Origin of the sequence: Flavobacterium sp., assembly GCF_041392085.1 — a bacterium.
Taxonomy (GTDB): Bacteria; Bacteroidota; Bacteroidia; order Flavobacteriales; family Flavobacteriaceae; genus Flavobacterium.
In genome coordinates, this window is sequence record NZ_JAWKMW010000004.1 from 439,120 (window position 1) to 462,015 (window position 22,896).

Here is a 22,896-nt window from a genome sequence, read left to right on the forward strand (position 1 = left end):
TTACTCATGTCGTTAAACAAAATTTTATTGGCAACTTTGATGACTTTTGGACTGTTATTTTCATCAACTGCACAAGAGAAATTCACAATCAGTGGAACCATTTCCGACCAAAACAGTAACGAAACACTTTATGGAGTGAATATCATAGTAACTGACACAAGATCCGGAACGACAACTAATGAGTATGGTTTCTACTCTATTTCATTACCAAAAGGAACTTATTTAATTCAAATTAGCTACATTGGTTATCAAACTATTGAGGAAACGATTGTTTTAGATAAAAATATTCGAAAAAACTTTTCATTATTCGAATCGAGTCAGCAATTAAGCGAAGTTGTTCTTACCGAACGTAAAGCCAAAGCAGAAATTCGCAAACCCGAAATGAGTGTCAACAAACTCTCCATCCAGGAAATCAAAGAAATGCCTGTTTTATTGGGTGAAGTGGATATTGTTAAATCGTTACTTACTTTACCGGGTGTTACCAATGCAGGTGAAGGTCAGTCCGGTTTCAACGTTCGTGGTGGTGGAGCTGACCAAAATTTGATATTATTAGACGAAGCTACTATTTATAATTCTTCGCATTTATTTGGATTATTTTCGGTTTTTAATCCTGATGCTATTAAAGACTTAAAATTGTACAAAGGTGGAATTCCCGCTCGTTACGGAGGAAGATTATCATCTGTATTGGATATTTATCAAAAAGAAGGAAACAGCAAAGAATATCATGTGAATGGCGGAATCGGAATTATTTCCAGTCGATTATTAGCAGAAGGGCCAATAGTAAAAGACCGTGGTTCGTTTTTGGTTGCCGGAAGAGGTTCCTATGCTCACTTGTTTTTAAAACTAACAGACAATGATAACTCTGCCTATTTTTATGATTTGAATACCAAATTGAGCTATAAAATCAATGATAATAACAACGTTTATTTTTCGGGTTATTTTGGTCGTGATGTGTTTACTTTAAACAATTCTTTTGTAAACACCTATGGCAACGCTGTCTTGAATTTACGTTGGAATCATTTGTTTTCAGATAAGTTATTCAGCAATATGTCGTTCATTTATTCTGACTATTATTACGGATTAGAATTGGATTTTGTTGGTTTTGAGTGGAATAGCGGCATCAAAAATTATAACTTTCGTTACGATTTTAAACATTATTTGAGTGATAAACTAAAACTAACCTATGGTTTAAATACGATTTACTATGATTTTAATCCGGGTAAAATTGAGCCAAGCCGCCCGGACTCGGGCATAAACGAAGATCAATTAGATAAAAAATATGCTTTGGAATCAGCCATTTATGTGGATGCTGAGCATCAATTATCTGAAAAAATTACGGTTTCCTATGGTTTTCGATACAGTAATTTTTTACGTTTAGGTAATCAAACGCTAAATGTATATGAAAATAATCAAGCGGTAAATTTTAATGCAGACTTTCAAGTCTATGAAAGTGCCACTCCAATTGGAACGGTTTCGTATGGAAAAAATGAAACCATTGCCCGTTTCAATAATTTAGAACCGCGTTTTTCGGTTTCTTATGCGTTAAACGACAACCAATCCATCAAAGCCAGCTACAATCGCATGAGTCAGTATTTGCATTTGATTTCCAATACGCAATCACCTACTCCGTTGGATGTTTGGGCTCCCAGTGATAATTTTTTAAAACCTCAACTACTTGACCAATACGCCATTGGTTACTTTCAAAATTTTAAAGATGATGCTTATTCATTGGAAGTTGAAACCTATTACAAAGACATTAAAGACCGTGTAGATTACATTGATGGTGCAAATTTAATTGCCAACGAAGCCATTGAACGAGTGGTTTTAAACGGTCGAGGACGTGCTTATGGTATGGAAGTTTTATTTAGAAAAAATACAGGAAAATTCAATGGTTGGTTGTCCTATACCTTAGCAAGAACAGAACAGCAAGTGGTAGGAAGAACACCTGAAGAAACCGGAATAAACAACGGAAATTGGTACAAAACAGGTTTCGATAAACTCAATGATATTTCAATTGTGGGAAATTATAAATTAAATGAAAAATGGCGTTTTGGAGCTAATTTTTCCTTGCAAACAGGACAGCCGGTAACGTATCCGAACGGTCAATATGAATATCTAGGCATTACAGTTCCAAGTTTTAATAATAGAAACGAAGATCGTTTGCCTACTTATCACCGTTTAGATGTTTCAGCAACACTTACGCCAAATAAAAATAAAAACCGAAAATGGAAAGCTGAATGGGTTTTTGGGATTTATAATCTGTATAATCGTCAAAATGCAGCATCCATTACTTTTCGACAAAACGATGAAACGGCCAAAAATGAGGCCGTACGCTTATCTATTTTTGGAATTGTTCCGAGTGTAACGTATAATTTTAAATTTTAAGCAATGAAACAGTTTAAATATTTCTTATTCGCTATTTTGGTTTCTTTATTATTCGGGTGCGAAAAAGTGGTAGACGTTGACTTGAATACCGCTCCACCCCGATTGGTTATTGAGGCTTCTATTAATTGGTTAAGAGATACACCCGGAAACATTCAAGCCGTGAAATTATCCACTACTACCAACTATTTTTCCGAAGAAATTCCGCCGGTTACAAATGCAGAAGTTTTCATAACCAATAGCGAAGGGACAACTTTTACATTTACACAAATTGATCAACCCGGTTTGTATATTTGTGCAGACTTTGTTCCGGTTGTGAATGAAAACTATACGTTGACAGTAATATATAATGGAGAAATCTACACTTCTACCGAACCACTTTTGGCCACTCCAGAAGTTACACGAGTTGAACAACGCAATGATGGCGGAATATTGGGTGATGAAATTGAGGTAAAATTCTTTTACAACGATATTCCGAATGAGACCAACTTTTACTTTTTAGGCATTATTGATCCCTATAAAGTTATTCCTGAGTATGGCGTTTTAGAGGATCGCTTTTTTGAAAATAATGAAATGTTTGGATTATACTTTAGTGAAGAATTAAAAACCGGAGACACACTCACTTTTACCATGAACGGTATTTCGCAAAATTATTTTAATTACCTAAATATCCTTTTGTCGCAAGCCGGGAATAATGCCGGTCCATTTAGCACACCGACCTCAACTGTTCGTGGAAATATTATAAATCAAACTAATTTTGATAATTATGCCTTAGGTTTTTTTAGATTGAGTCAAACAGAAGTGAATGAATATATTATTGAATGATTTGCATAACTAAGTAACTAATTATGTCATCACACCACATCGTAAAAGACGACCAAGAACCGGCTTTAATCATTGCCAATGGTGCTGCTTGTAGCGAAGAATTGTTGGGTCAATTATTAGAATGGTCTCCCATTGTTATCGTTTTAGATTCTGCCATAGAAAGAGTGATGGAATTAGGTATTAAAGTAGATGTTCTGCTAGGTGATTTTGATGATAATTTTGACACAGATTACTATAAAAAAACACAGTACCCACTTGAAATTATTGACACTCCGGACCAAAACAAAACCGATTTAGAAAAAGCATTTGAATATTTAGTTGACCGTAACGTTCTTGCTGTTAATGTAGTTTGGGCAACCGGTAAAAGAGCTGATCATACTATTACCAACATTACTTCTATTGTGAAATTTAGAAACAAACTAAAAATTGTTTTGTTTGATGATCATTCCAAAATATTTCTTCTTCCCAACAAATATGAAAAATGGTACCCTAAAAATACTGTCATCTCTTTGATTCCGATTGGAGCCGTGCAAGGCATTCATTCGCAAAATTTATTTTATCCGTTAGAAAATGATTCACTTACAATCGGTTACAGAACCGGTAGCAGTAATCATGTTACGGAAGATGGCATCGTGACCATTGAACACAAAGAAGGTGATTTAATTTTAATGGAATGTTGGGACTAAAAAAAATGCCCGTTCTAAAACGAGCACTTTTATCATAATTAATTGTGTTTTTTTAAATTATTTACATGCATTAAATTCTTTTACAATATTGATTAAATTTTCTTGAATTTTTAAATCAAAAGCTCCGCTTATAATTTCTTCTGATAAATGTTTACAAGCACTCAAATACTCCGCTAATTCTTTTGAAAGGTTTTTATTATTTCGCTTGTCAATCATTTGACCTACTGCTTGATTTTTTAATTTTATAACAAAAACACCATCTTCTACAGGGTCAATGTATACAGAATTTTCGTTTTCTGTAAATACCTCTTTATAAAAATAAGCATTGTTAAAGCCCAAAGACATAGCATTAGATAATTTTTTCATAGCATCACCTTTCACTTTCATACCTTTGTAACGGGTTTCTGTACCATCACTGTTTTTTACAAAAAAACTAACATTATCTTTGGCAGAAAGTGTAATCGTACGTTCTTTACCTTTATCGTTTAAATATTTTACTGTCACATTTTTACCATAATTATCAATTGCATCGACTACTTCTGTATTTCCGGTTTGATGAACGTCTAACTTTTCAAATTGGGCCGTCAAGGTTCCATCGTATTTTACACCTTTTTCATCAATCGCATAACCTCGTACATTATAAACATTTACGCTTCTTTCTTTGGCTAATTTTATTTTTTCATTTAACAAATCTTGCTTGTATTGTTTCGCCTGACGGCCTAAAGTGATGTCGCGATAAACCAATTCACCCATTAATTCAACAAAAAAACTAGTGTTATCCGGACCACTGTATCTTTTTTGAGCAGGATAAGTAAACTTACTGTCGTTAAACAACGTTACTTCAACATCATTATTCATATTACCTGTAATTTTTGCAGAAGCTACTTTTATATTATCCAAATCATACACATCAGCAAAATTATTATTTCCAAAAGCGGTGTAAGGACTTCCAATTACTTTTCCAACAATATTAGTTCCGGCAGTTCCGCCAAACATTACAGTTCCATCAGTTTTTACAAATGGACGGTATTTGGCAATCTTAGCTTCTTTTTCTTTTTTTGAAGCAATCACATCAATTTTTGCTTGTAATGATTTATCACCAATACTTTCACGCTCGGTCGCAAAAAAAGCATCAATCTTTGCTTGATTGAAACCATTAGCATCAAACAATTCATATTTAACCGACAATAAATGCATGATGATTCGCGAAGAATTAAACGACGTAATCAAAACTTCATACGGAATTTCTGTTTTCTTTGTTCCGTCAGCATTGGTTATCACCAACCATTGATTGATAATGGTCTGCCCTTCCATTAACGATTTGTATTCTGCTGTAAATTGTTTGGTGTTATTCAAATCAAAAAACACGCATTGGTCACGTACTTTATCATTAAAAATGGCAACCTCTTTTTCGTCAATTAAAATCTTGTCTTTCTTGGTCTTGATTTTTTGTGCAAAAGATAAAAATGGTATAAGCAAAAAAAGGTAAATAATATTTTTCATAGTGTTTTTTTTATACAAATATACAATTTGTCAATAGTTGAAATGATTCTTGATTTTTTTTAATAGTTAATTAACAAATAGATTGGTAGTTTTAATCCTCATCAATTCTTTATTAATTATACTTTTCATAACTTAGCAACTCAGAACCTCAGCCGCTCAGCCACTCTCAAATGAAATTCCAAGTCATATCCGAATACCAACCCACCGGCGATCAACCGCAAGCCATTGACAAATTAGCCAACGGAATCCTGAATGGCGAAAAATACCAAACACTATTAGGTGTCACCGGTTCCGGAAAGACATTTACCGTTGCCAATGTGATTGAAAAAGTAGAAAAACCGACTCTAGTTTTAGCCCATAACAAAACACTTGCCGCTCAATTATATTCCGAGTTCAAGCAATTTTTTCCGAATAATTCGGTGCAATATTTTGTTTCGTATTATGATTATTATCAACCCGAAGCGTACATTCCGGTAACGGGAACCTATATCGAAAAAGATTTGTCCATTAATGATGAATTAGAAAAGTTGCGTCTTAGCACCACTTCTGCCCTACTTTCCGGTCGCAGAGATGTATTAGTCGTGGCTTCTGTTTCTTGTTTGTATGGTATCGGAAATCCTGTGGAATTTCAAAAGAATGTCATTTCCATCGATCGCGGACAAATCATTTCCCGAACGAAATTATTGCATCGATTGGTGCAAAGTTTGTATTCGCGAACGGAAGCAGAATTTACTCCCGGCACTTTCCGTATCAAAGGCGATACCGTGGAAATTTTCCCAAGCTATGCCGATGAACCGTTTCGCATTCATTTCTTTGGCGATGAAATCGAAGAAATTGAAGCCTTTGATGTCAAAACCACAAAAGTAATTGAACGCTATTCCAAACTCAATATTTATCCGGCGAATATGTTTGTGACTTCACCCGATGTGTTGCAAAATGCCATTTGGGAAATCCAACAAGATTTAGTTAAACAAGTGGATTATTTTAAAGAAATCGGTAAACATCTAGAAGCCAAACGGTTGGAAGAACGCACCAATTTTGATTTAGAAATGATTCGCGAATTAGGCTACTGTTCCGGCATCGAAAACTATTCTCGTTATTTGGATGGTCGTGAACCCGGCACACGACCGTTCTGTTTGTTGGATTATTTTCCGGATGATTTTTTAATGGTGGTCGATGAAAGTCACGTGACAATTTCGCAAGTGCATGCGATGTACGGCGGCGACCGAAGCCGAAAAGAAAATCTCGTTGAATTCGGATTCCGACTTCCGGCGGCGATGGACAACCGTCCGTTAAAGTTTGAAGAATTCGAAGCATTGCAAAACCAAGTGGTTTACGTTTCCGCCACTCCGGCCGATTACGAATTACAAAAAAGCGAAGGAATTTATGTGGAACAAGTCATTCGTCCAACAGGATTACTAGACCCAATCATCGAAATCCGTCCGAGTGTAAATCAAATTGATGATTTAATTGAAGAAATTCAAGTGCGTTGCGAAGCCGACGAACGCGTTTTAGTCACCACGTTAACCAAACGCATGGCGGAGGAATTGACCAAATATTTAACCAAAGTTTCCATTCGTTGCCGTTATATTCACTCCGATGTGGATACGTTGGAACGCGTAGAAATCATGCAAGATTTACGCAAAGGTTTATTTGATGTATTGATTGGGGTAAACTTACTCCGAGAAGGATTGGATTTACCCGAAGTTTCGCTCGTAGCCATTCTCGATGCCGACAAAGAAGGTTTCCTTCGCAGTCATCGTTCGCTGACCCAAACAGTAGGTCGAGCTGCCCGAAACGTGAACGGAAAAGCGATTATGTATGCCGATAAAATCACGGCTTCCATGCAAAAAACCATCGACGAAACCAATTACCGTCGCGAAAAACAAATTGCCTACAACACCCAACACGGATTACAACCCAAAGCTTTGAATAAGAGTTTAAACAATGCGTTGAGCAACAATTCTGTCTCAACCCAATACTATGAAGACAAAGTCTTAAAAGCCGCCGAACCCGAAAGCTTGTACCTCACCAAACCCGAAATTGAAAAGAAAATCCGCGACCTGCGAAAAATGATGGAAAAAGCCGCCAAAGAACTCAACTTTATCGACGCAGCCAAATTGCGTGATGAAATAAAAAGTTGGCAGGAGAAGATGTAATTTTTTTTGAAGCTATTCCCGCTTTTCGCTACAATCGGGGCTAGGGAATTGTGCTTCAAAACAAAATTTAGTGAATAAAGCAGTTTTGATGATTTGTAAGATTTATTTATTAAATTTGAGAAAATTAATTTAACAATTGTCAGACATATTCACCCAATTTCGGGTAGATAAGTCTGATTTTGTAAGAGATATTACAAGTTACTTTCAAGCCGTTGACCTCACAAGTTTTTCAAGAGAAATATATAAAATGAATCCTGATTTATTCAAACCCGTCTTTTTAAAACTGAATCGAGCACAAACTCAGGTTAATGATATTTATTCAATTTTGAGAAATTCATGGGACGAAAATAAAATAAAATTTTCTACTAACATTTCTGAAGATAAATTAGGTTATGAAGTCTATACTAACGATTTTTCATACGATAACTTTTTAGAAGATTTAGGAATTAAAATTGGGGAAGTCGCCCATAATTTAAGATCTGCGTTGGACAACCTAGTATTTGCAACCGCTAGAACAATTTGTGATCCTCCGCTGAAACCCAAAAAATTATATTTTCCAATTTTTGAAGATGAAAAAGATTTTTACGTAAAAACCAAAGATGTATTTAGCCAAATTCCTGTTTCTGTAAAAGAACTTATAATAAATGTCCAACCTTTTACTCAGAAAAAGAATAATCCCAATTTTAAAAATGAATTATATGTTCTTTCCATTCTTCATTGGTTAAATAACACTGACAAACATCAAACGCCAAAAGTTTTAATTGCAATTCTTGAAGAAATTGACATGGAAGGTAATTTAGAATTTGATAACGCAAATTGGGAACATTTTTTTAATGAAAAAGAAGACTTTTGTAAATTTTTACCTGTCCTTCCAAATTCTAAAGTATTCGAATTTAGAACTACAGAAATAGTCACAAAAATGAACATGCATTTTAAACTAAAAGTAGAAATTTTATTGGAAGTATTTGAAGGAAGAATGAAGCCAGATATTCTTCAAATGATGCAACGAGAAATTTTACACATAACTATAGAATACTTAAAAAATTTAGGGATAAACATTTAAATAAAAACCGTTGAAGCTAATGATGACATTGCCAGCGAGTAAAAATGCTATACGTTTTGATGATGCTGCAAGTGTACAGACGCTTTTGGGCATTTATGAAGATAAAAATAAGAGAAAAGATTTTATAGATGACTTAAATGACGCATATGAGAGTGACAACTCTGGATTTCCGTTATATCAATCTACAACAAATATTGGCAAACAACAAGAACATTTATATAATTTATTTTCAAAATTTAATTTAAATTTATCATTATATGAAGCCAATTACAATAGTAATGGATTTATAAACGATTGGCAAAAAATAAATAAAGAAACCTTGGAAAAAGAACCGTGTAATTAAAATTAAAAACTAAAAAAAAAATGAAACATATATTAAACATATTTTTAATCCTATCAATATTTTCTTGTAAAGCACAATCAATTATTGTACCTATAGGAAGTGGGCAAGATTTTGAAAAAAATCCAACCTATTACATAAAAGATGTCAATAACGAATTTGATAAATTTGAAGGGACTTGGAAATATCAAAATGGAACTACGGAAATTACATTTAAACTTAAAAAGGAAGAGCATTATCAAGCTGCTGAAAACTATAACTATATTGATTTATTGGTAGGTGAATACCTATACATTGCAAACGGATTTGAGGTAGCTAATACTTTACCTCGCTTTGACAACCCTAATATATCAGGATATAGCCATAAAATAAGTGGTCGAATTTTCAAACATAGATTACCAAGTCATTGTATAGACAATAGTGCTGTTTCTGAGATAAAAATTGAGGTGAGCATAAGCCATCAAACTGAAGAATATACCGAAGGAATAGTAATATTACGTTATGTTAATGATAATGGGATAGAAAAACTGGAGGCTTGTATTTACGACGATACCACTATGGGAAATATTCCAAATGCAAGAATAGATATTCCAGATGGTTATTATGAGTTTATTAAACAATAAAAACTAACCACAACATCCCTTGCTCCCGCACGAATCCCTTCGTGTGGCATTTTAAATAAATCACAATACTTACCTCACAAATTCATTTAATAAAATTAAAAAAATCTCGCAAAGCCGCAAAGCCGCAAATTTTAAAACTTTTCCTTTGCGTCTCTGCTCCCGAATTTTCGGGATTGCGAGAAAAAAATTAAATTAGTAGCGAGAAATAAAAAAATATGAAAACCCCTCACCAACTCTCCGCTGCAAGCTTTTGCACAAAAACCAGCTCATCTAAGTCTTCCATAATAGCACGATGCTCTGCGAACGTCTCTGACTTCGCAGCAAAAAAACATCCGCAACTGAACGAATTTCTTAACTTTACAAAAAACTTATATGACTTATATGGTTTAAAATAAAAAAACATGAAAACCTCCCACCAACTCGCCACCCGCTTTCGCGAAGTCATCCTAAACGGCACATGGATAGCCAACACCAATTTCAAAGCTCAATTGGAAAATACGAATTGGGAAATGGTTACTCAAAAAATTAGTAACCTCAACACGATTGCCCTTTTAGCCCAACATATTCATTACTATATCAACGGAATCAATCAAGTGTTTGCCGGTGGCACATTGGATATCAAAGATAAATACAGTTTTGACTTTCCTCCCATTACTGCTCAGGAACAATGGGAAACTTTTTTACAACGGTTTTGGAATGATGCAGAAACATTCGCTCAACACGTTGAACAACTTAGCGAAGAACAATTAAATGCCGATTTTACCAATCCGAATTATGGCAGTTATTATCGCAATATCGATGGCATGATTGAGCACAGTTATTATCATTTGGGACAAATTGCGTTGATTAAAAAATTAATCTCTTTTCAAAAATAACCACAAAAAAAGCACCCCGAAAGGTGCTTTGTCTCATTTTATTTACTACTTATCCAATCTCAATCATTCGTTTTGGTTTAGGCAATGCCTCTTCTTTTTTAGGCAATGTGATGTGTAATACCCCGTTTTCATAAGAAGCATTGATATCGTAATCATTCACAATTTCAGGTAATGTAAAAGAACGTTTGAAGGAAGAGTAGCTGAACTCTTTACGGGTATATTTCCCTTCTTTGTCTTTTTCTTCGTTTTCAGAACTTGCTTCAGATGAAATAGTCAACACGTTGTCATCTAATTCAATGTTAAAATCTTCTTTGCGTTTACCGGGAGCAGCCAATTCTACCACAAAAGTGGTTTCGGTTTCTTTAATGTTTACAGGTGGAACGGTGTTGTTCATGCGTTCCATTCCTCCCATCCAATCCGGTTTGAAAAATTCATCAAATACAGCAGGAAATGGGAATCGGTTGTTTGTTTTTACGAGTGTCATAACTTTGTTTTTTTATAGGTTAAACATTTTCTTTTGACAGTCTAAAGACAAAGTTTATACCATTTGAAAATACAAGTCAAATTGACATTTCTGACGCAGAAAACAGTCAAAATTTCAGTTATAATTACTGATTAACAATACTTTAACAGACATTTTTTCAGAAACATCCGTTTAAATTAATCGACTATTTTTTCCATTGAAAACAGAAAACATTTTACAGGAACCAAATTCAAAAATTTGTCATAATAAAATGAAATTAAAATATAAATTAAGAAGTTTTTTTGTACTTTAGTATCAATTCAATTTCCCTACACAAAAAACAATAATTATCAATAAAAACATCCTTAATCATGGAAAACAAACAAACATCATCTTCCATACTACTTAGTTTATCAGTATTGTTAGGACTTTTTACTTTAGGATTTTTTATTTTTAAAGGACTCAAAACCTTTAGTGATAAAGATAGAGTTGTAACCGTAAAAGGACTTGCCGAAATGAATATGAAAGCAACATCGGCAACCATCACTTTACATTACTCCTTTTCCGGTGATGATGTCAAAGAATTATTGCAATTATCGGCTAATAAAAAAAATGAAATTACTACTTACTTAACCGGTTTAGGTTATGCCCAAAACGATATTAAATTACATAATATCACTGTTGTTGATCGGCAAACTTACTATCAAACTGAATGGAGAGGTGGCGAACAAGTACAAGTAAAAATAGATCGGTATACCACCAAACAAAGCATCAGTATTCCTGCTAAACAAGTTGAAAAAACAGAAGACATCGCATCGCAAATAAAATTAGATCTCATAAGCAAAGATTTAACTGCTGATGCAAAAACTACCTATGAATTTCCTGAATTAAATTCAATTAAACCTCAACTGATAGCAGAAAGTACCAAAAATGCACGCGTAGCAGGAGAGCAATTTGCTAATGACTCGCAAGCAAAATTAGGAAAAATCAAAACTGCTTCGCAAGGACAAATTACCATTGCCGGCAGGTATTACTACGATGAAGAAAGTAGCGAAGGCAGTGAAGCCCCAAAAGAACCTTATATTCAAAAAGCCAGGGTTGTTAGTACAATAGTGTTCTTCTTAGAGTAGTTATTTGTATAGTGTAGCAATCGGTTTCGTTTAAATAAGCTAACACGTTTTCATTTACTTTGTGTGTAATAAAGTAGCTGTTTCCTTTATTTAATAAGGTCGTCATTAAACCTTTTTTGTGATTTTACGTCTTAATGCAAAAATAGATTGCTCAACTTTCCGGTTAGTCATGTGCAATTTGTAATACTGTTACTATGCATTTATCCACACTAAACGCTCTACGTCTTGGTTTCTCTACCAAAGCGGCTGATACAATCCAATCATTGGGTTTGGAGAACTATATTACCCAACAGCTCCAAGCAAAAGTACCAATCAACGAACCCGACTTTATTGCCAAAAGCCCTAAAAGCTTAGCCGCTTTACGTGATTTAAAACAATCGACTGAAAAAAGTGGAGAAGAAGTTGAAAAAATAACCAAAACGTTAATCAAAACCCATTTTGAATGGAAAGCATACCTCGTTCAACGATTCGATACGACTGAGGTGCCATTGCGTGAAAAAATCAATTTGTTTTTTCAAAATCATTTTGTGGTGACTTCACAATCGGTTAAAGTGCCTTTTTGGATTTATCAACATTATGAAACCATAGTCAAATATTCCTTATCCAATTATAAAACATTGGTAAAAGAAATGGTGTATACCAACGCTATGATTAAATATTTAGACAACCATCAAAACAGAAAAGGAAAAACAAATGAAAATTTAGCCCGAGAATTATTGGAATTGTTTACGTTAGGCGAAGGGAATTATTCTGAAAACGACATTAAAAACATTGCTTTGTCATTGACAGGACTAACATTTGGAGAAAAAAAAGGCATGTATCGTCCATTTTTAAAAGACAATTCCGTAAAAACAGTTTTTGGAAAATCGGGTAATTTTGATATTGATGAAGTAATCGACATTATTTTTGAACAACCTCATACACCGTATTTTTTGGCAGAAAAAGTGTTGAAATGGTTTTTTTATGATGATCCGCCTGACTCATTGATTACCAAATACGGAGATATTTTAAAGAAAAATCATTTTGAACTAAGTCCCTTTTTCTACACTCTTTTTAAAGAGGAATGTCAGAATCCAAAGGGCGGCAATCAAATTAAAAATCCGTTGATTTTTTTTATGCAAATCCATCACGATTTACAACTCCAACCCAACTATAAACTTTTGGCTTTTCTTTTAAAAAATCAAGCGATGGACCTATATGACCAACCGAATGTTAAAGGATGGAAAGGTGGAAAAGATTGGCTTACTGCACAAATTTATGCGGATAGAAATCAATTCGTAGATTTTATTATTGATGATAATGAACGTTTCCGAAAGATGTTAAACAAACGTTTAGAAAAATTTGAAGTTGGAACAATTTCATGGCAACCCAATCTTCATCTCAAAACATCAAAGAATGCCAAAACTATTTTGGAAGAACTCGCTGAGCGAATGGTATTTGAAACAAATGAAACCATGCAAACCGAGCTCAATCAGTTACTAAAATACGATTTTGATCCTCATGCACAAAATGCCAAACAAAGCATATTACGAGTGTATCAATACTTGGCCAAGTCTCCTGAATTTCAAATTATTTAAGCGATGGAAAGAAGAAAATTTTTGCAACTCACGGCAACCGGAACAGGAGGATTATTAGTAGTTCCCCAATTTTTAACGGCTAAAAATCTTTTCGTTGGAACTGATGATCATTCAAATAATGTCTTGCTCTTTATACAACTCAATGGTGGTAATGATGGCCTAAACACATTTATCCCGTTTACAGACCCTTTGTATTTTAAAAACAGACCTTCCATTGGAATTTCAAAAAATGAAGTTATCAATGCTATAAACGGACTTGGATTTCATCCTGCGTTAAAAGATTTGGCCAACATAGCACAAGATGGCAATTTAACCATTGTGCAAAACGTAGGGTATCCCAACCCTAATCGTTCTCATTTTAGAAGCCAAGAAATTTGGCAAACAGCCTCCGATAGTCACCGGTATTTAGATAACGGCTGGTTAGGAAGGTTTTTAGATATTCAATGTAAAGATGAAGGGTTACCTTCAGTAAATGTTGATAATATAGATAACTTGGCTCTTAAAGCAAGTGAATCAAAAGGATTAACAATCAAAGATTTTAACAAAATCAAACGCTACGCTATTTCGGATAATGAATTACAATTGTCGGATAATCCACAATTAGATTTTGTACGAAAACTTCAATTTTCGTCTCTCGAAGGTATGGATGAAATTAAGAATGCTTTAGAAAAATCGCAAAACTATTCTGAAAGTTATGCAAACAATCCATTGTCTAAAAATTTAGAATGGATGGCAAAACTCATCAAAGGTGGTTTAAATTCAAAAATCTATTACACTTCCCTGAATGGTTTTGATACCCATCATAACCAAAAACAATTGCATCAAAACCAATTACGTATACTCAATGATGCCATCTATTCTTTTTACAGAGATATGAAGCAAAGTAATTTATTACAATATGTTACATTGGTTGTTTTTTCAGAATTTGGTAGAAGGGTAAAAGAAAACGGAACCGGGACTGACCACGGCACAGCTGGGCCTATGATAATTATTGGGGGCGGGAACAAAGGAAAAATCATTGGAAACAATCCTAATTTGAGTCTGTTAGACCAAGGTGATTTACGCTACGAAACTGATTTTAGGAGTGTATATGCCACCTTACTAAAACATAAGTTTAACTTTGATTCTAACGTCATCAACATTAAAAATGAAGTAATAAAGGGTATTTTTTAATGTTGTTAAATCAATACTTGAAAAAAACTAAGATTCGTTTATTATTAAAATAATCATTTTTTGTACACTTGGAAAATACAAACTCATTTGATTAATTTGTTATATTTGAAAAACAAATCAAAACAATACTCGAATGAAATTAGGAGCCTTTTCGATTAGTCTGGCAGTTAAAGACATTAAAAAATCAAAAACTTTTTACGAAAATTTAGGGTTTACCCAATTAGGGGGTGAAATAAATCAAAAATGGCTAATTTTAAAAAACGGAAACGCAATTATCGGTTTATTTGAGGGAATGTTTGAAAATAATATTATCACTTTTAATCCGGGTTGGGACGAAAATGCACAAAATTTGGAATCATTCGACGATGTTCGGGTTATTCAACAACATTTAAAAAATAGTGGAATTTCGTTGCTTGCTGAAACCGACCCAAATGCCGAAGGTCCTGCCCATATTACCTTAACAGACCCGGACGGAAATGCTATCTTAATTGATCAACATCGATAACACCATTATTTATGAGAACAGAAGGAAACACGGTAGAAGAAATTCTTTCAAACGTACCACAAGAACGAGCAGAAGTTTTTCGAAAACTACATACAACCATTGAAAAAAATCTGCCAAAAGGATTTGAAGCAGCTATCAGTTATGGTGGTTTAGGCTATGTAGTACCACATCGTATCTACCCGGCGGGTTACCACTGTAAACCTTCTGAACCTTTACCTTTTGCCGGCATAGCATCTCAAAAAAATTCCATTAACTTTTACCACATGGGAATCTACAGTAATCCCGAATTATTGGATTGGTTTGTAAATGAATATCCTAAGCATTGTAAACAAAAATTGGATATGGGCAAAAGTTGCATTCGTTTTAAAAAGTTAGAAGAAATTCCTTACCAACTCATCGGTGACCTGATGAAAAAAATGAGTGCTCAGGAATGGATTGATTTATATGAAAGTAAACTAAAAAAATAGTATTTAGTTAATAAATACTGTTATTTAATTGTGCTGCTCACTGAAAATTCTCAACAAAACATCAGGTTCAATCATGCGTGTAGGTGATTTTTCCATTTCTAGTAGTACTCGTTTAATACTAAAAGGATTTAGCCCTAATTTCAAGCCCAACTGATGCATAAATTCATGCTCTCGCTCGTGGTGGTGATTGTCACAATGTGAAAGCAGGGCTAATCGATAGAAATGTTCTATGCGTTTGAATTCTGATTTAAAAACCAAGAGTTCATTGGGTAGTGAAAATAATTCTTCAAAATCGGTGTCACGAACGTTGAGTTCTTCCGCCACCATTTTGATAAATTCGTATTCGCGTTCATGCACTTTGCCGTCAACTTTAGACAGTTCAATCATATCTCCCAATAAACTTAATTTTTCCTTATACGTAATCATAAAGCCATATTTTTGGCTAATTTAGTTTTTCCGTTTAATTTATCAAATAATGAAATTAATTTTCTCGTTACTAACCCTACTCGGCTTACTCGTTTTCCTAAGTCAGAACATTTGGAGTCAAAAACGTTATTCTACGTTTGAAATAGAAGCTCCGCAACTGAAAACCAGCAAGAAAATTTGGGTGTATTTGCCTAAAGACTATACCAAACAAACCCAGAATTATCCTGTGATTTATATGCATGATGCTCAAAATCTATTTGATGCCAAAACTTCCTATGCGGGCGAATGGAATGTGGATGAAACCTTAGATAATTTAAAAATGAACGTGATTGTCATCGGCATCGAACACGGAAACGAAAAACGTTTGGAGGAATTAACACCTTTTAAACACGAAAAACACGGCGGAGGAAATGCCAATGCATATTTGGATTTTATCGTAAAAACCTTAAAACCCCATGTAGACAAAACGTATCGAACCAAAACAAAAGCCAAGCACACGACAATTTTTGGGAGTTCGTTGGGCGGATTGGTTTCGTATTATGCGGTTTTAAAATATCCGGAAACATTCGGAAAAGCAGGTGTCTTCTCCCCTTCTTTTTGGTACACGAATGACATTTATACCTTAACTGAAAAGACAGAAAAAATAAATGCAAAACTTTATTTCTTATGCGGAAACAGCGAAAGCGAAGACATGGTAAGTGATTTTACTAAAATGACCACTTTAATTGAAAAACGAATCTGTAAAAAATCAAACCTAAAACAAATCATTATCAAAGGTGGAAAACACAATGAGAAATTATGGCGAGAGAATTTTGGGGAAGCCGTTCTGTGGATGCTAGAATAGTTGTCGGTTGACTGTTCTCTGTTCTCTGTTAACGAAAAATAAAAATACATTTCATTAATTTAACTCTTATCTTTGCATCTTAAAATAAAAAAACTCAGTAACTCAAAAGAAATGAATAACAACGACATCTTCAAAAAACTTCGTGTCGCCTTGCAACTTCGTGATGACCAAATTGTAGAAATTTTACAATTGGTTGATTTTCGTATTTCAAAAGCGGAATTAGGAGCTTTTTTTAGAAATCCAGAACATCCTAATTATATGGAATGTGGCGATCAGGTTTTGAGAAATTTTTTGAACGGACTAGTGATTCATTTAAGAGGAACAAAGGAAAATCCTAAAAATCCGATGGAGGTGATTAAAAGTCACAAACCAAGTACTGAAAAAACTTCTAAAGATAAAAAACAACAATCAGAAGACAAAAAGCCTTTTGTAAAAAACAAGCAAAAACCTGCTTTCAATTCAAAATCAAAAAAAGCAGAAAAAAAGATTGAAATTGTTGAAAAGGTAAAATTTAACAACGGTAAACCCAGAAAAGGCTAACGCTTTCTTTTTTAAGTTTTAATTAATGAACATGAAAAAACTATTTTTATCGCTAACAAGTTTAGTTTCATTTACAATTTTTTCACAAGCTCCTACGATACAATGGGCAAAATGTTATGGCGGTTCTAATTATGAATCGGCCAATAGTATTGTGCAAACAAATGACGGAGGTTATATTTTTGCCGGTCACAGCAGATCGACCAATGGCGATGTTTCAGCTAATTATGGAAATAATGATTATTGGATTGTAAAAATAGATAACACCGGAGAAATTGAATGGGAAAAAAATTATGGCGGTACTTCTGATGATCAGGCCAAATCAATCATCCAAACTATTGATGGTGGGTATATTGTGGCGGGAGTTTCAGGTTCTGTCAACGGTGACATTACTAATTTTAGAGGCGATTCAGACTATTGGATTGTTAAACTTGATACGGAAGGAACGATTGAATGGCAAAGAAAATATGGAGGCGACGATAAAGAAACGGCCTACTCTATCACACAAACAAACGAAGGAGGCTATATTGTAGCCGGTAGAACTTATTCGTATGACAATACGATCATGCCGGTGAATGGCGACATTACAAATTTTAATGGAGGAACAGACGGTTGGATTGTAAAGTTAAGTGCAATTGGTGATATTGAATGGGAAAGATGTCTTGGAACAACTGAATTAGACAATTTTTTCTCCGTAAAGCAAACCTTAGACGGTGGTTACATTGCCTCTGGTGATTTATTTTATGACGGATTTTGGCTTGTTAAATTCAACAGTACTGGCAATATTGAGTGGCAAACAACTTATGAAGAAACCGGTACAGCATTTAACGTTGAACTCACCTCAGACGGAGGATATGTTTTAGTAGGCGATGCATTGACCCAAATGTTTGGTACAACTGGAAATAATTTTTGTGTGATAAAAGTGAATTATCTTGGCGAAATGGAATGGCGACAAGATTATGGTGGAGAAGGATTTTTTGATACTGCCAGAGATATCAAGCAGACACCGGATGGCGGTTACATCGTTACAGGTGTGACCAATTCGAATTATAGTGGAAATATCGGATATAATAATGGCGGTCAGGATGCATGGGTTTTAAAAATCAGTGCAACCGGTGCTATTCAATGGAACAGATGCCATGGTGGAACTCAAACAGATGGTTTTTATGAAGTTAAAATAACCAATGACAACGGATATATTTTTGCGGGTTATACACAATCCAACAACGGAAATGTTTCAGGAAATAATGGTGGAACTGATGTTTGGATTGTAAAACTAGCTCCTGATGTACTTTCAATTCCGGAGAATGAATTGAACAACTTTAGTTTTTATCCTAATCCGGCAAAAGATTTTATTCAGTTCACTACTACCGTAGAATCAATTGAAATTATTGATTACTCGGGAAGAATTATTGTAAAAAAAGAAATAAACAGCAATGAACTTGATGTATCAAATCTAAACAAAGGAATGTACATCATCAAAGCTGAAAGCAATGAAATTGAATTCATTTCTAAATTAATTATCAATTAAATTTTGGATTTTATAAAGTAGATTTATTTGAATCCTTTGGGTAATTGTTATGACTACAAATACCTTTCTACAATTATCCGTTGGTGATGCTTTTGATGCCCAATCGCAATAAAACCAATGGCACGTACAGTAAATGAATAGTTTGAAGCGATTCCTGAATACATTAATTCTTCATCACTAAACGATTTAAACAAATATAATGTTGACAATCGCACAGCTTTATATTCTTGAAGTAAATCAGTTAGTGTTCTTTTATTAGCAACTGTTGCATCAACATACTCATTTTCATCAAAACCGGGAAGAGGTGTTTCATCTTTTCTGGCGAACCGCAACGAACGATAGGCAAAAACACGTTCGGCATCAATTAAATGTTGCACGATGTCTTTGATGGTCCATTTTCCTTCCGCATAACGAAATTCATGTTTTTCTGATGGAAATTGAGTTAGAAATTCTTCAAAATTTTGCATTGAATTTTCTAATTCTTCTATCAGGTTTACATCGCCTAATGCCTTGATGTAAGGCGAATAATACGGTGCGTATTCGGTTAGTTGTAAAGTGGATGAGTTCATTTTGTTTACTTTTTAAGCCGAATTTCTACTTGCATTAATATTTCCAAACAACGAACGGGTTACAATTTTTTCATACACCGCAATTTGCTTTTCGTCCGGATTTTTCTGTTTCTTTAATTCACTTATTTTCAACAAAGCATATTGCTGAATCGTCAACAAGGGCAATACAATTTGTTCACGAATTTCAATGGAGGCTTTTCCGTCAGGATAATTTTCCATCAATTCTGTAAAACCGGATAATTTGAGCAATAATCGTTTGGTTTCCAAATATTCATCATAAATAATCTGCCAAAACTCACCAAACTCTTCATCCTTTTGCATGTAAGCCGTAAGCGGAAAAAATGATTTGGATAACGACATCATGCTGTTTTCTATCAACGTTTTAAAGAACAACGAATTTTGATACAACTGCGTCACTTTTTCCCATTGGTTAGATTCTTCAAATTGTTTCAAAGCGGTTCCCACACCGAAAAAACCGGGTACATTTTGCTTTAATTGACTCCAAGACCCCACAAACGGAATGGCTCGCAAATCATTAAAATCCAATTGATCACTTTTATTTCTTTTGGACGGACGACTGCCAATATTCGTTTTGGCGTAATATTTTAAGGTACTCATTTTCTCCAAATAAGGAATAAACTTAGGATGCTGTTTGAACTTAAGGTATTCTTCATAGCTCAATTTCGACAGTTCATCAAAAATTTGATTATCTTCTTCGGAAAGCACATTTTCATCTTTATTAAAAAGCTGATTAGTTGCTCCTGCACTCAACAAATTCTCTAAATTATAACGACAAGAATCTAAGGTTCCAAAATTTGAACTGATTGTTTGCCCTTGCACCGTCACTTGAATCTGCTGATTTTCAATTGTGGGTCCCATCGAAGCGTAAAATTGATGCGTTTTACCACCTCCTCGTGCCGGCGGACCTCCTCTACCATCAAAAAAGAGTACTTTCACGCCATATTTTCGTGAAATCGATGTTAATGTTTGCTTTGCTCTATAAATGCTCCAATTCGCCATTAAATAACCGCCGTCTTTTGTACCGTCAGAAAACCCAAGCATCACTGTTTGAACATTGTTTCTGTTTTCAAGATGCTCTTTGTAAGCCGGATTGGTATACAACTGCTCCATTATTTTATCAGCTGCTTGTAAATCATCCACCGATTCAAAAAGCGGAATAATATCTACAGAAGGATTTTTCCAACCGCAAAGGCTAAACATGGCAAAGGTTTCCATCACATTCAGTGCACTTTCATTATTACTGATAATGTAACGATTACAGCCCAATTCACCATTTTTTTCCTGAATGGTTTTCATGGCATGAATGGAGCTTACGGTTGATTTGGTGATTTCGCTTTCAAAATCATCTTCCGTTAATGTGCTATTAACCTTAGATAGTAAATCAATTTTTTCTTTTTCGCTTAAATTGGAATAATTTGGCGGAAATAAGTCACTTAATTTATCAACAATTTCTTGAAAAACTGCTTTATGAATACGGCTATTTTGACGAATATCTAATGTCGCAAAATGGAAACCAAATAAATTGACTTTGTTCAACAATAAATCAATTTCATCTAAATAAAGTGATTGATGCTCCTTTTTAATAATACCTTTAATATCTTCCAACACCGCTTTAAATTCGTTAAGAGTGATATAAATTTCGCCTCTTGAGTAAAAAACAGAACGATATAATTTGCTCTCAACATCAGCAATTAATGTATCTACTCCTTTAAATGTAAGCTTTCGCTTAAGTTTACGAATGTCAGTGTAGTATGATTTTAAGATTGATGTTCTGAGTCTTTCGGCTACTTTCAACGTAATTTCGGTAGTTACAAACGGATTTCCATCTCTATCACCACCTGGCCAAAATCCCAAATTAAAAATAGAGTTTTGAATTTCTTCACCATCAAAAATATTCTTTTGAAGGTATTGAATCATTTCTCCTACCGTTTGATAAAAAACATTTTCCAGATACCAAATCAAACTCACTGCTTCATCAAAGGGAGTTGGTTTTTCTTTTTTTATAAAAGGTGTTTTTCCTAATTGAGCCAATAATTCTTTTATCTGTACCAAATTATTCACTCGCACAGCTTCTGTTAAATCGGTAATAATACCCAATACAGCACCGGGATAAAATTGCGTTGGATGAGCTGTTAAAACGGTTCGAACTTGAAAGTTTTCAAGAAAATATTTTAATTCTTTTCGTTTAGAACGCTGATCTGCTTTTTCTTTCATTCCCCTGAGTGAACCACGACCTTCCATATTGTTTACCACCGGAAAAGCAGCATCTTCGATAGCATCAAACAGTACAATTTGACGTTCCACATATTGAATAAAACGAAACATCAAATCAATTTTTTGCTCCTCGGTTGGATTCTCTAAATATTTGGAAGCAAAGGAATTAACAATTTCTTCCGGGTTTTGTTTGTTTTTAAAACCATTTTCACAAATTTCTGTAAAAAGTGGCAAAAGTACGCCGGTGTTATCAATTGCATCAAAAGGAAGCGTGATAAAAACACTATTGTAAATTTGGTATTTAGAGAGTACATTTTGATGAAATCGTTCAATTTTCGGAAGCGTATACATGGTCTAACTATTTTGCTTACTAATTTACTACTTATTTTAAAAATTAATGTTTTACGATCATAAAAAAAACCCTCACAATAGAACTTGAGAGGGTTTGTATTACTATAAGTAAACCTTACATATTCTTAAAAATTGTGTGCATCAAGCGTTTTTTATCATTGATACTTTCCTCTAACGAAATCATTGTTTCAGTACGGTATACCCCATCAATATCATCAATCATAAAAATAACGTCTTTGGCATGCTTTGTATCTTTAGCTCTTATTTTACAGAAAATATTGAATTTTCCGGTTGTTACATGAGCAACCGTTACAAAAGGAATTTCATTAATTCGCTCTAAAACAAATTTAGTTTGCGAAGTATTATTCAAAAAAACACCTACATAAGCTATAAATGAATAGCCTAACTTTTCATAATCCAATGTCAATGATGAACCCATGATAATTCCGGCATCTTCCATCTTTTTTACTCTTACGTGAACGGTACCGGCAGATATTAATAGTTTTTTTGCGATATCCGTAAAAGGAACTCTTGTGTTATCGATTAACATATCAAGAATTTGGTGATCTACTTCATCTAAACGAAATTTACTCATGTTTTTTTTCTAATTTTAGGGTTGATTTATTTTTCTG

The 22,896-nt window shown here is 34.1% G+C and carries 22 protein-coding genes; 16 read left to right on the forward strand and 6 right to left on the reverse strand.

What is annotated here, in order from left to right; genetic code table 11:
• Window positions 1–6 precede the first annotated feature (6 nt).
• From R2782_RS02050 to R2782_RS02060, 3 genes are read left to right on the forward strand one after another with little or no spacing between them, the layout of a single operon-like run.
• Window positions 7–2,385, forward strand: coding sequence for a carboxypeptidase-like regulatory domain-containing protein (locus tag R2782_RS02050; protein ID WP_371266397.1), 2,379 nt, complete (start codon window positions 7–9; stop codon window positions 2,383–2,385).
• Between the two features lie 3 nt (window positions 2,386–2,388).
• Window positions 2,389–3,207: a DUF4249 domain-containing protein gene (locus R2782_RS02055; RefSeq protein WP_371266398.1), complete on the forward strand. Its 819-nt coding sequence runs from the start codon at window positions 2,389–2,391 to the stop codon at window positions 3,205–3,207.
• 23 nt (window positions 3,208–3,230) lie between these two features.
• Complete coding sequence (locus R2782_RS02060; RefSeq protein ID WP_371266399.1) at window positions 3,231–3,893, forward strand: thiamine diphosphokinase; 663 nt, start codon at window positions 3,231–3,233, stop codon at window positions 3,891–3,893.
• Window positions 3,894–3,950: 57 nt separating this feature from the next.
• On the opposite strand, the gene R2782_RS02065 is transcribed toward R2782_RS02060, so the two are convergent.
• Window positions 3,951–5,396, reverse strand: a complete 1,446-nt coding sequence (locus tag R2782_RS02065; RefSeq protein WP_371266400.1) for a hypothetical protein — start codon at window positions 5,394–5,396, stop codon at window positions 3,951–3,953.
• Between the two features lie 170 nt (window positions 5,397–5,566).
• On the opposite strand from R2782_RS02065, the gene uvrB reads away from it, so the two are divergent.
• From uvrB to R2782_RS02090, 5 genes are all read left to right on the forward strand, one after another.
• Entirely contained in the window at window positions 5,567–7,555 is a 1,989-nt protein-coding gene (uvrB, locus tag R2782_RS02070; protein WP_371266401.1) for an excinuclease ABC subunit UvrB, read from the forward strand.
• A gap of 247 nt (window positions 7,556–7,802) precedes the next feature.
• The gene (locus R2782_RS02075) at window positions 7,803–8,618 is read left to right on the forward strand and encodes a hypothetical protein (RefSeq protein WP_371266402.1); all 816 of its coding nucleotides are present in this window, start codon (window positions 7,803–7,805) and stop codon (window positions 8,616–8,618) included.
• Window positions 8,619–8,637: 19 nt separating this feature from the next.
• A complete protein-coding gene (locus R2782_RS02080; protein ID WP_371266403.1) occupies window positions 8,638–8,961 on the forward strand; it encodes a hypothetical protein in 324 nt (107 codons plus the stop codon).
• 20 nt (window positions 8,962–8,981) lie between these two features.
• Entirely contained in the window at window positions 8,982–9,581 is a 600-nt protein-coding gene (locus R2782_RS02085) for a DUF6705 family protein (protein ID WP_371266404.1), read from the forward strand.
• A gap of 401 nt (window positions 9,582–9,982) precedes the next feature.
• Window positions 9,983–10,456: a DUF1572 domain-containing protein gene (locus tag R2782_RS02090; protein WP_371266405.1), complete on the forward strand. Its 474-nt coding sequence runs from the start codon at window positions 9,983–9,985 to the stop codon at window positions 10,454–10,456.
• A 49-nt stretch (window positions 10,457–10,505) separates the two neighbouring features.
• On the opposite strand, the gene R2782_RS02095 is transcribed toward R2782_RS02090, so the two are convergent.
• Window positions 10,506–10,940 (reverse strand): Hsp20/alpha crystallin family protein, encoded by a 435-nt coding sequence (locus R2782_RS02095; protein WP_371266406.1) that lies wholly within the window; start codon window positions 10,938–10,940, stop codon window positions 10,506–10,508.
• Window positions 10,941–11,290: 350 nt separating this feature from the next.
• Between R2782_RS02095 and R2782_RS02100 the strand changes: the two genes are divergently transcribed.
• The 5 genes from R2782_RS02100 to R2782_RS02120 all read left to right on the forward strand — a co-directional run bounded on the left by R2782_RS02100 (window position 11,291) and on the right by R2782_RS02120 (window position 15,771).
• The gene (locus R2782_RS02100; RefSeq protein ID WP_371266407.1) at window positions 11,291–12,049 is read left to right on the forward strand and encodes an SIMPL domain-containing protein; all 759 of its coding nucleotides are present in this window, start codon (window positions 11,291–11,293) and stop codon (window positions 12,047–12,049) included.
• A 194-nt stretch (window positions 12,050–12,243) separates the two neighbouring features.
• On the forward strand, window positions 12,244–13,626 hold the full coding sequence (locus R2782_RS02105; protein ID WP_371266408.1) for a DUF1800 family protein: 1,383 nt from the start codon (window positions 12,244–12,246) through the stop codon (window positions 13,624–13,626).
• 3 nt (window positions 13,627–13,629) lie between these two features.
• Complete coding sequence (locus R2782_RS02110) at window positions 13,630–14,799, forward strand: DUF1501 domain-containing protein (RefSeq protein ID WP_371266409.1); 1,170 nt, start codon at window positions 13,630–13,632, stop codon at window positions 14,797–14,799.
• Between the two features lie 133 nt (window positions 14,800–14,932).
• A complete protein-coding gene (locus tag R2782_RS02115) occupies window positions 14,933–15,304 on the forward strand; it encodes a VOC family protein (protein ID WP_371266410.1) in 372 nt (123 codons plus the stop codon).
• 11 nt (window positions 15,305–15,315) lie between these two features.
• Window positions 15,316–15,771, forward strand: a complete 456-nt coding sequence (locus R2782_RS02120) for a DUF1801 domain-containing protein (protein ID WP_371266411.1) — start codon at window positions 15,316–15,318, stop codon at window positions 15,769–15,771.
• Window positions 15,772–15,795: 24 nt separating this feature from the next.
• Here the strand turns inward: R2782_RS02120 and R2782_RS02125 are convergent, their stop codons facing one another.
• Window positions 15,796–16,197 carry a TerB family tellurite resistance protein gene (locus tag R2782_RS02125; protein ID WP_371266412.1) on the reverse strand — a complete coding sequence of 134 codons (402 nt, stop codon included), beginning with the start codon at window positions 16,195–16,197 and terminating at the stop codon, window positions 15,796–15,798.
• A gap of 49 nt (window positions 16,198–16,246) precedes the next feature.
• Here R2782_RS02125 and R2782_RS02130 point away from each other — a divergent pair, with 49 nt between their 5' ends.
• The 3 genes from R2782_RS02130 (at window position 16,247) to R2782_RS02140 (ending at window position 19,109) form a co-directional block, all read left to right on the forward strand.
• The gene (locus R2782_RS02130) at window positions 16,247–17,041 is read left to right on the forward strand and encodes an alpha/beta hydrolase (protein WP_371266413.1); all 795 of its coding nucleotides are present in this window, start codon (window positions 16,247–16,249) and stop codon (window positions 17,039–17,041) included.
• Between the two features lie 111 nt (window positions 17,042–17,152).
• A complete protein-coding gene (locus tag R2782_RS02135) occupies window positions 17,153–17,581 on the forward strand; it encodes a DUF1456 family protein (RefSeq protein WP_371266414.1) in 429 nt (142 codons plus the stop codon).
• Window positions 17,582–17,612: 31 nt separating this feature from the next.
• Complete coding sequence (locus R2782_RS02140; RefSeq protein ID WP_371266415.1) at window positions 17,613–19,109, forward strand: T9SS type A sorting domain-containing protein; 1,497 nt, start codon at window positions 17,613–17,615, stop codon at window positions 19,107–19,109.
• 53 nt (window positions 19,110–19,162) lie between these two features.
• Here R2782_RS02140 and R2782_RS02145 read toward each other — a convergent pair whose 3' ends face one another.
• The 3 genes from R2782_RS02145 to R2782_RS02155 form a co-directional block, all read right to left on the reverse strand.
• Entirely contained in the window at window positions 19,163–19,678 is a 516-nt protein-coding gene (locus tag R2782_RS02145) for a DinB family protein (protein ID WP_371266416.1), read from the reverse strand.
• Window positions 19,679–19,690: 12 nt separating this feature from the next.
• A complete protein-coding gene (locus R2782_RS02150) occupies window positions 19,691–22,264 on the reverse strand; it encodes a phosphoenolpyruvate carboxylase (protein WP_371266417.1) in 2,574 nt (857 codons plus the stop codon).
• A 115-nt stretch (window positions 22,265–22,379) separates the two neighbouring features.
• Window positions 22,380–22,859 carry an Lrp/AsnC family transcriptional regulator gene (locus R2782_RS02155; protein WP_091399129.1) on the reverse strand — a complete coding sequence of 160 codons (480 nt, stop codon included), beginning with the start codon at window positions 22,857–22,859 and terminating at the stop codon, window positions 22,380–22,382.
• Window positions 22,860–22,896: the final 37 nt, after the last annotated feature.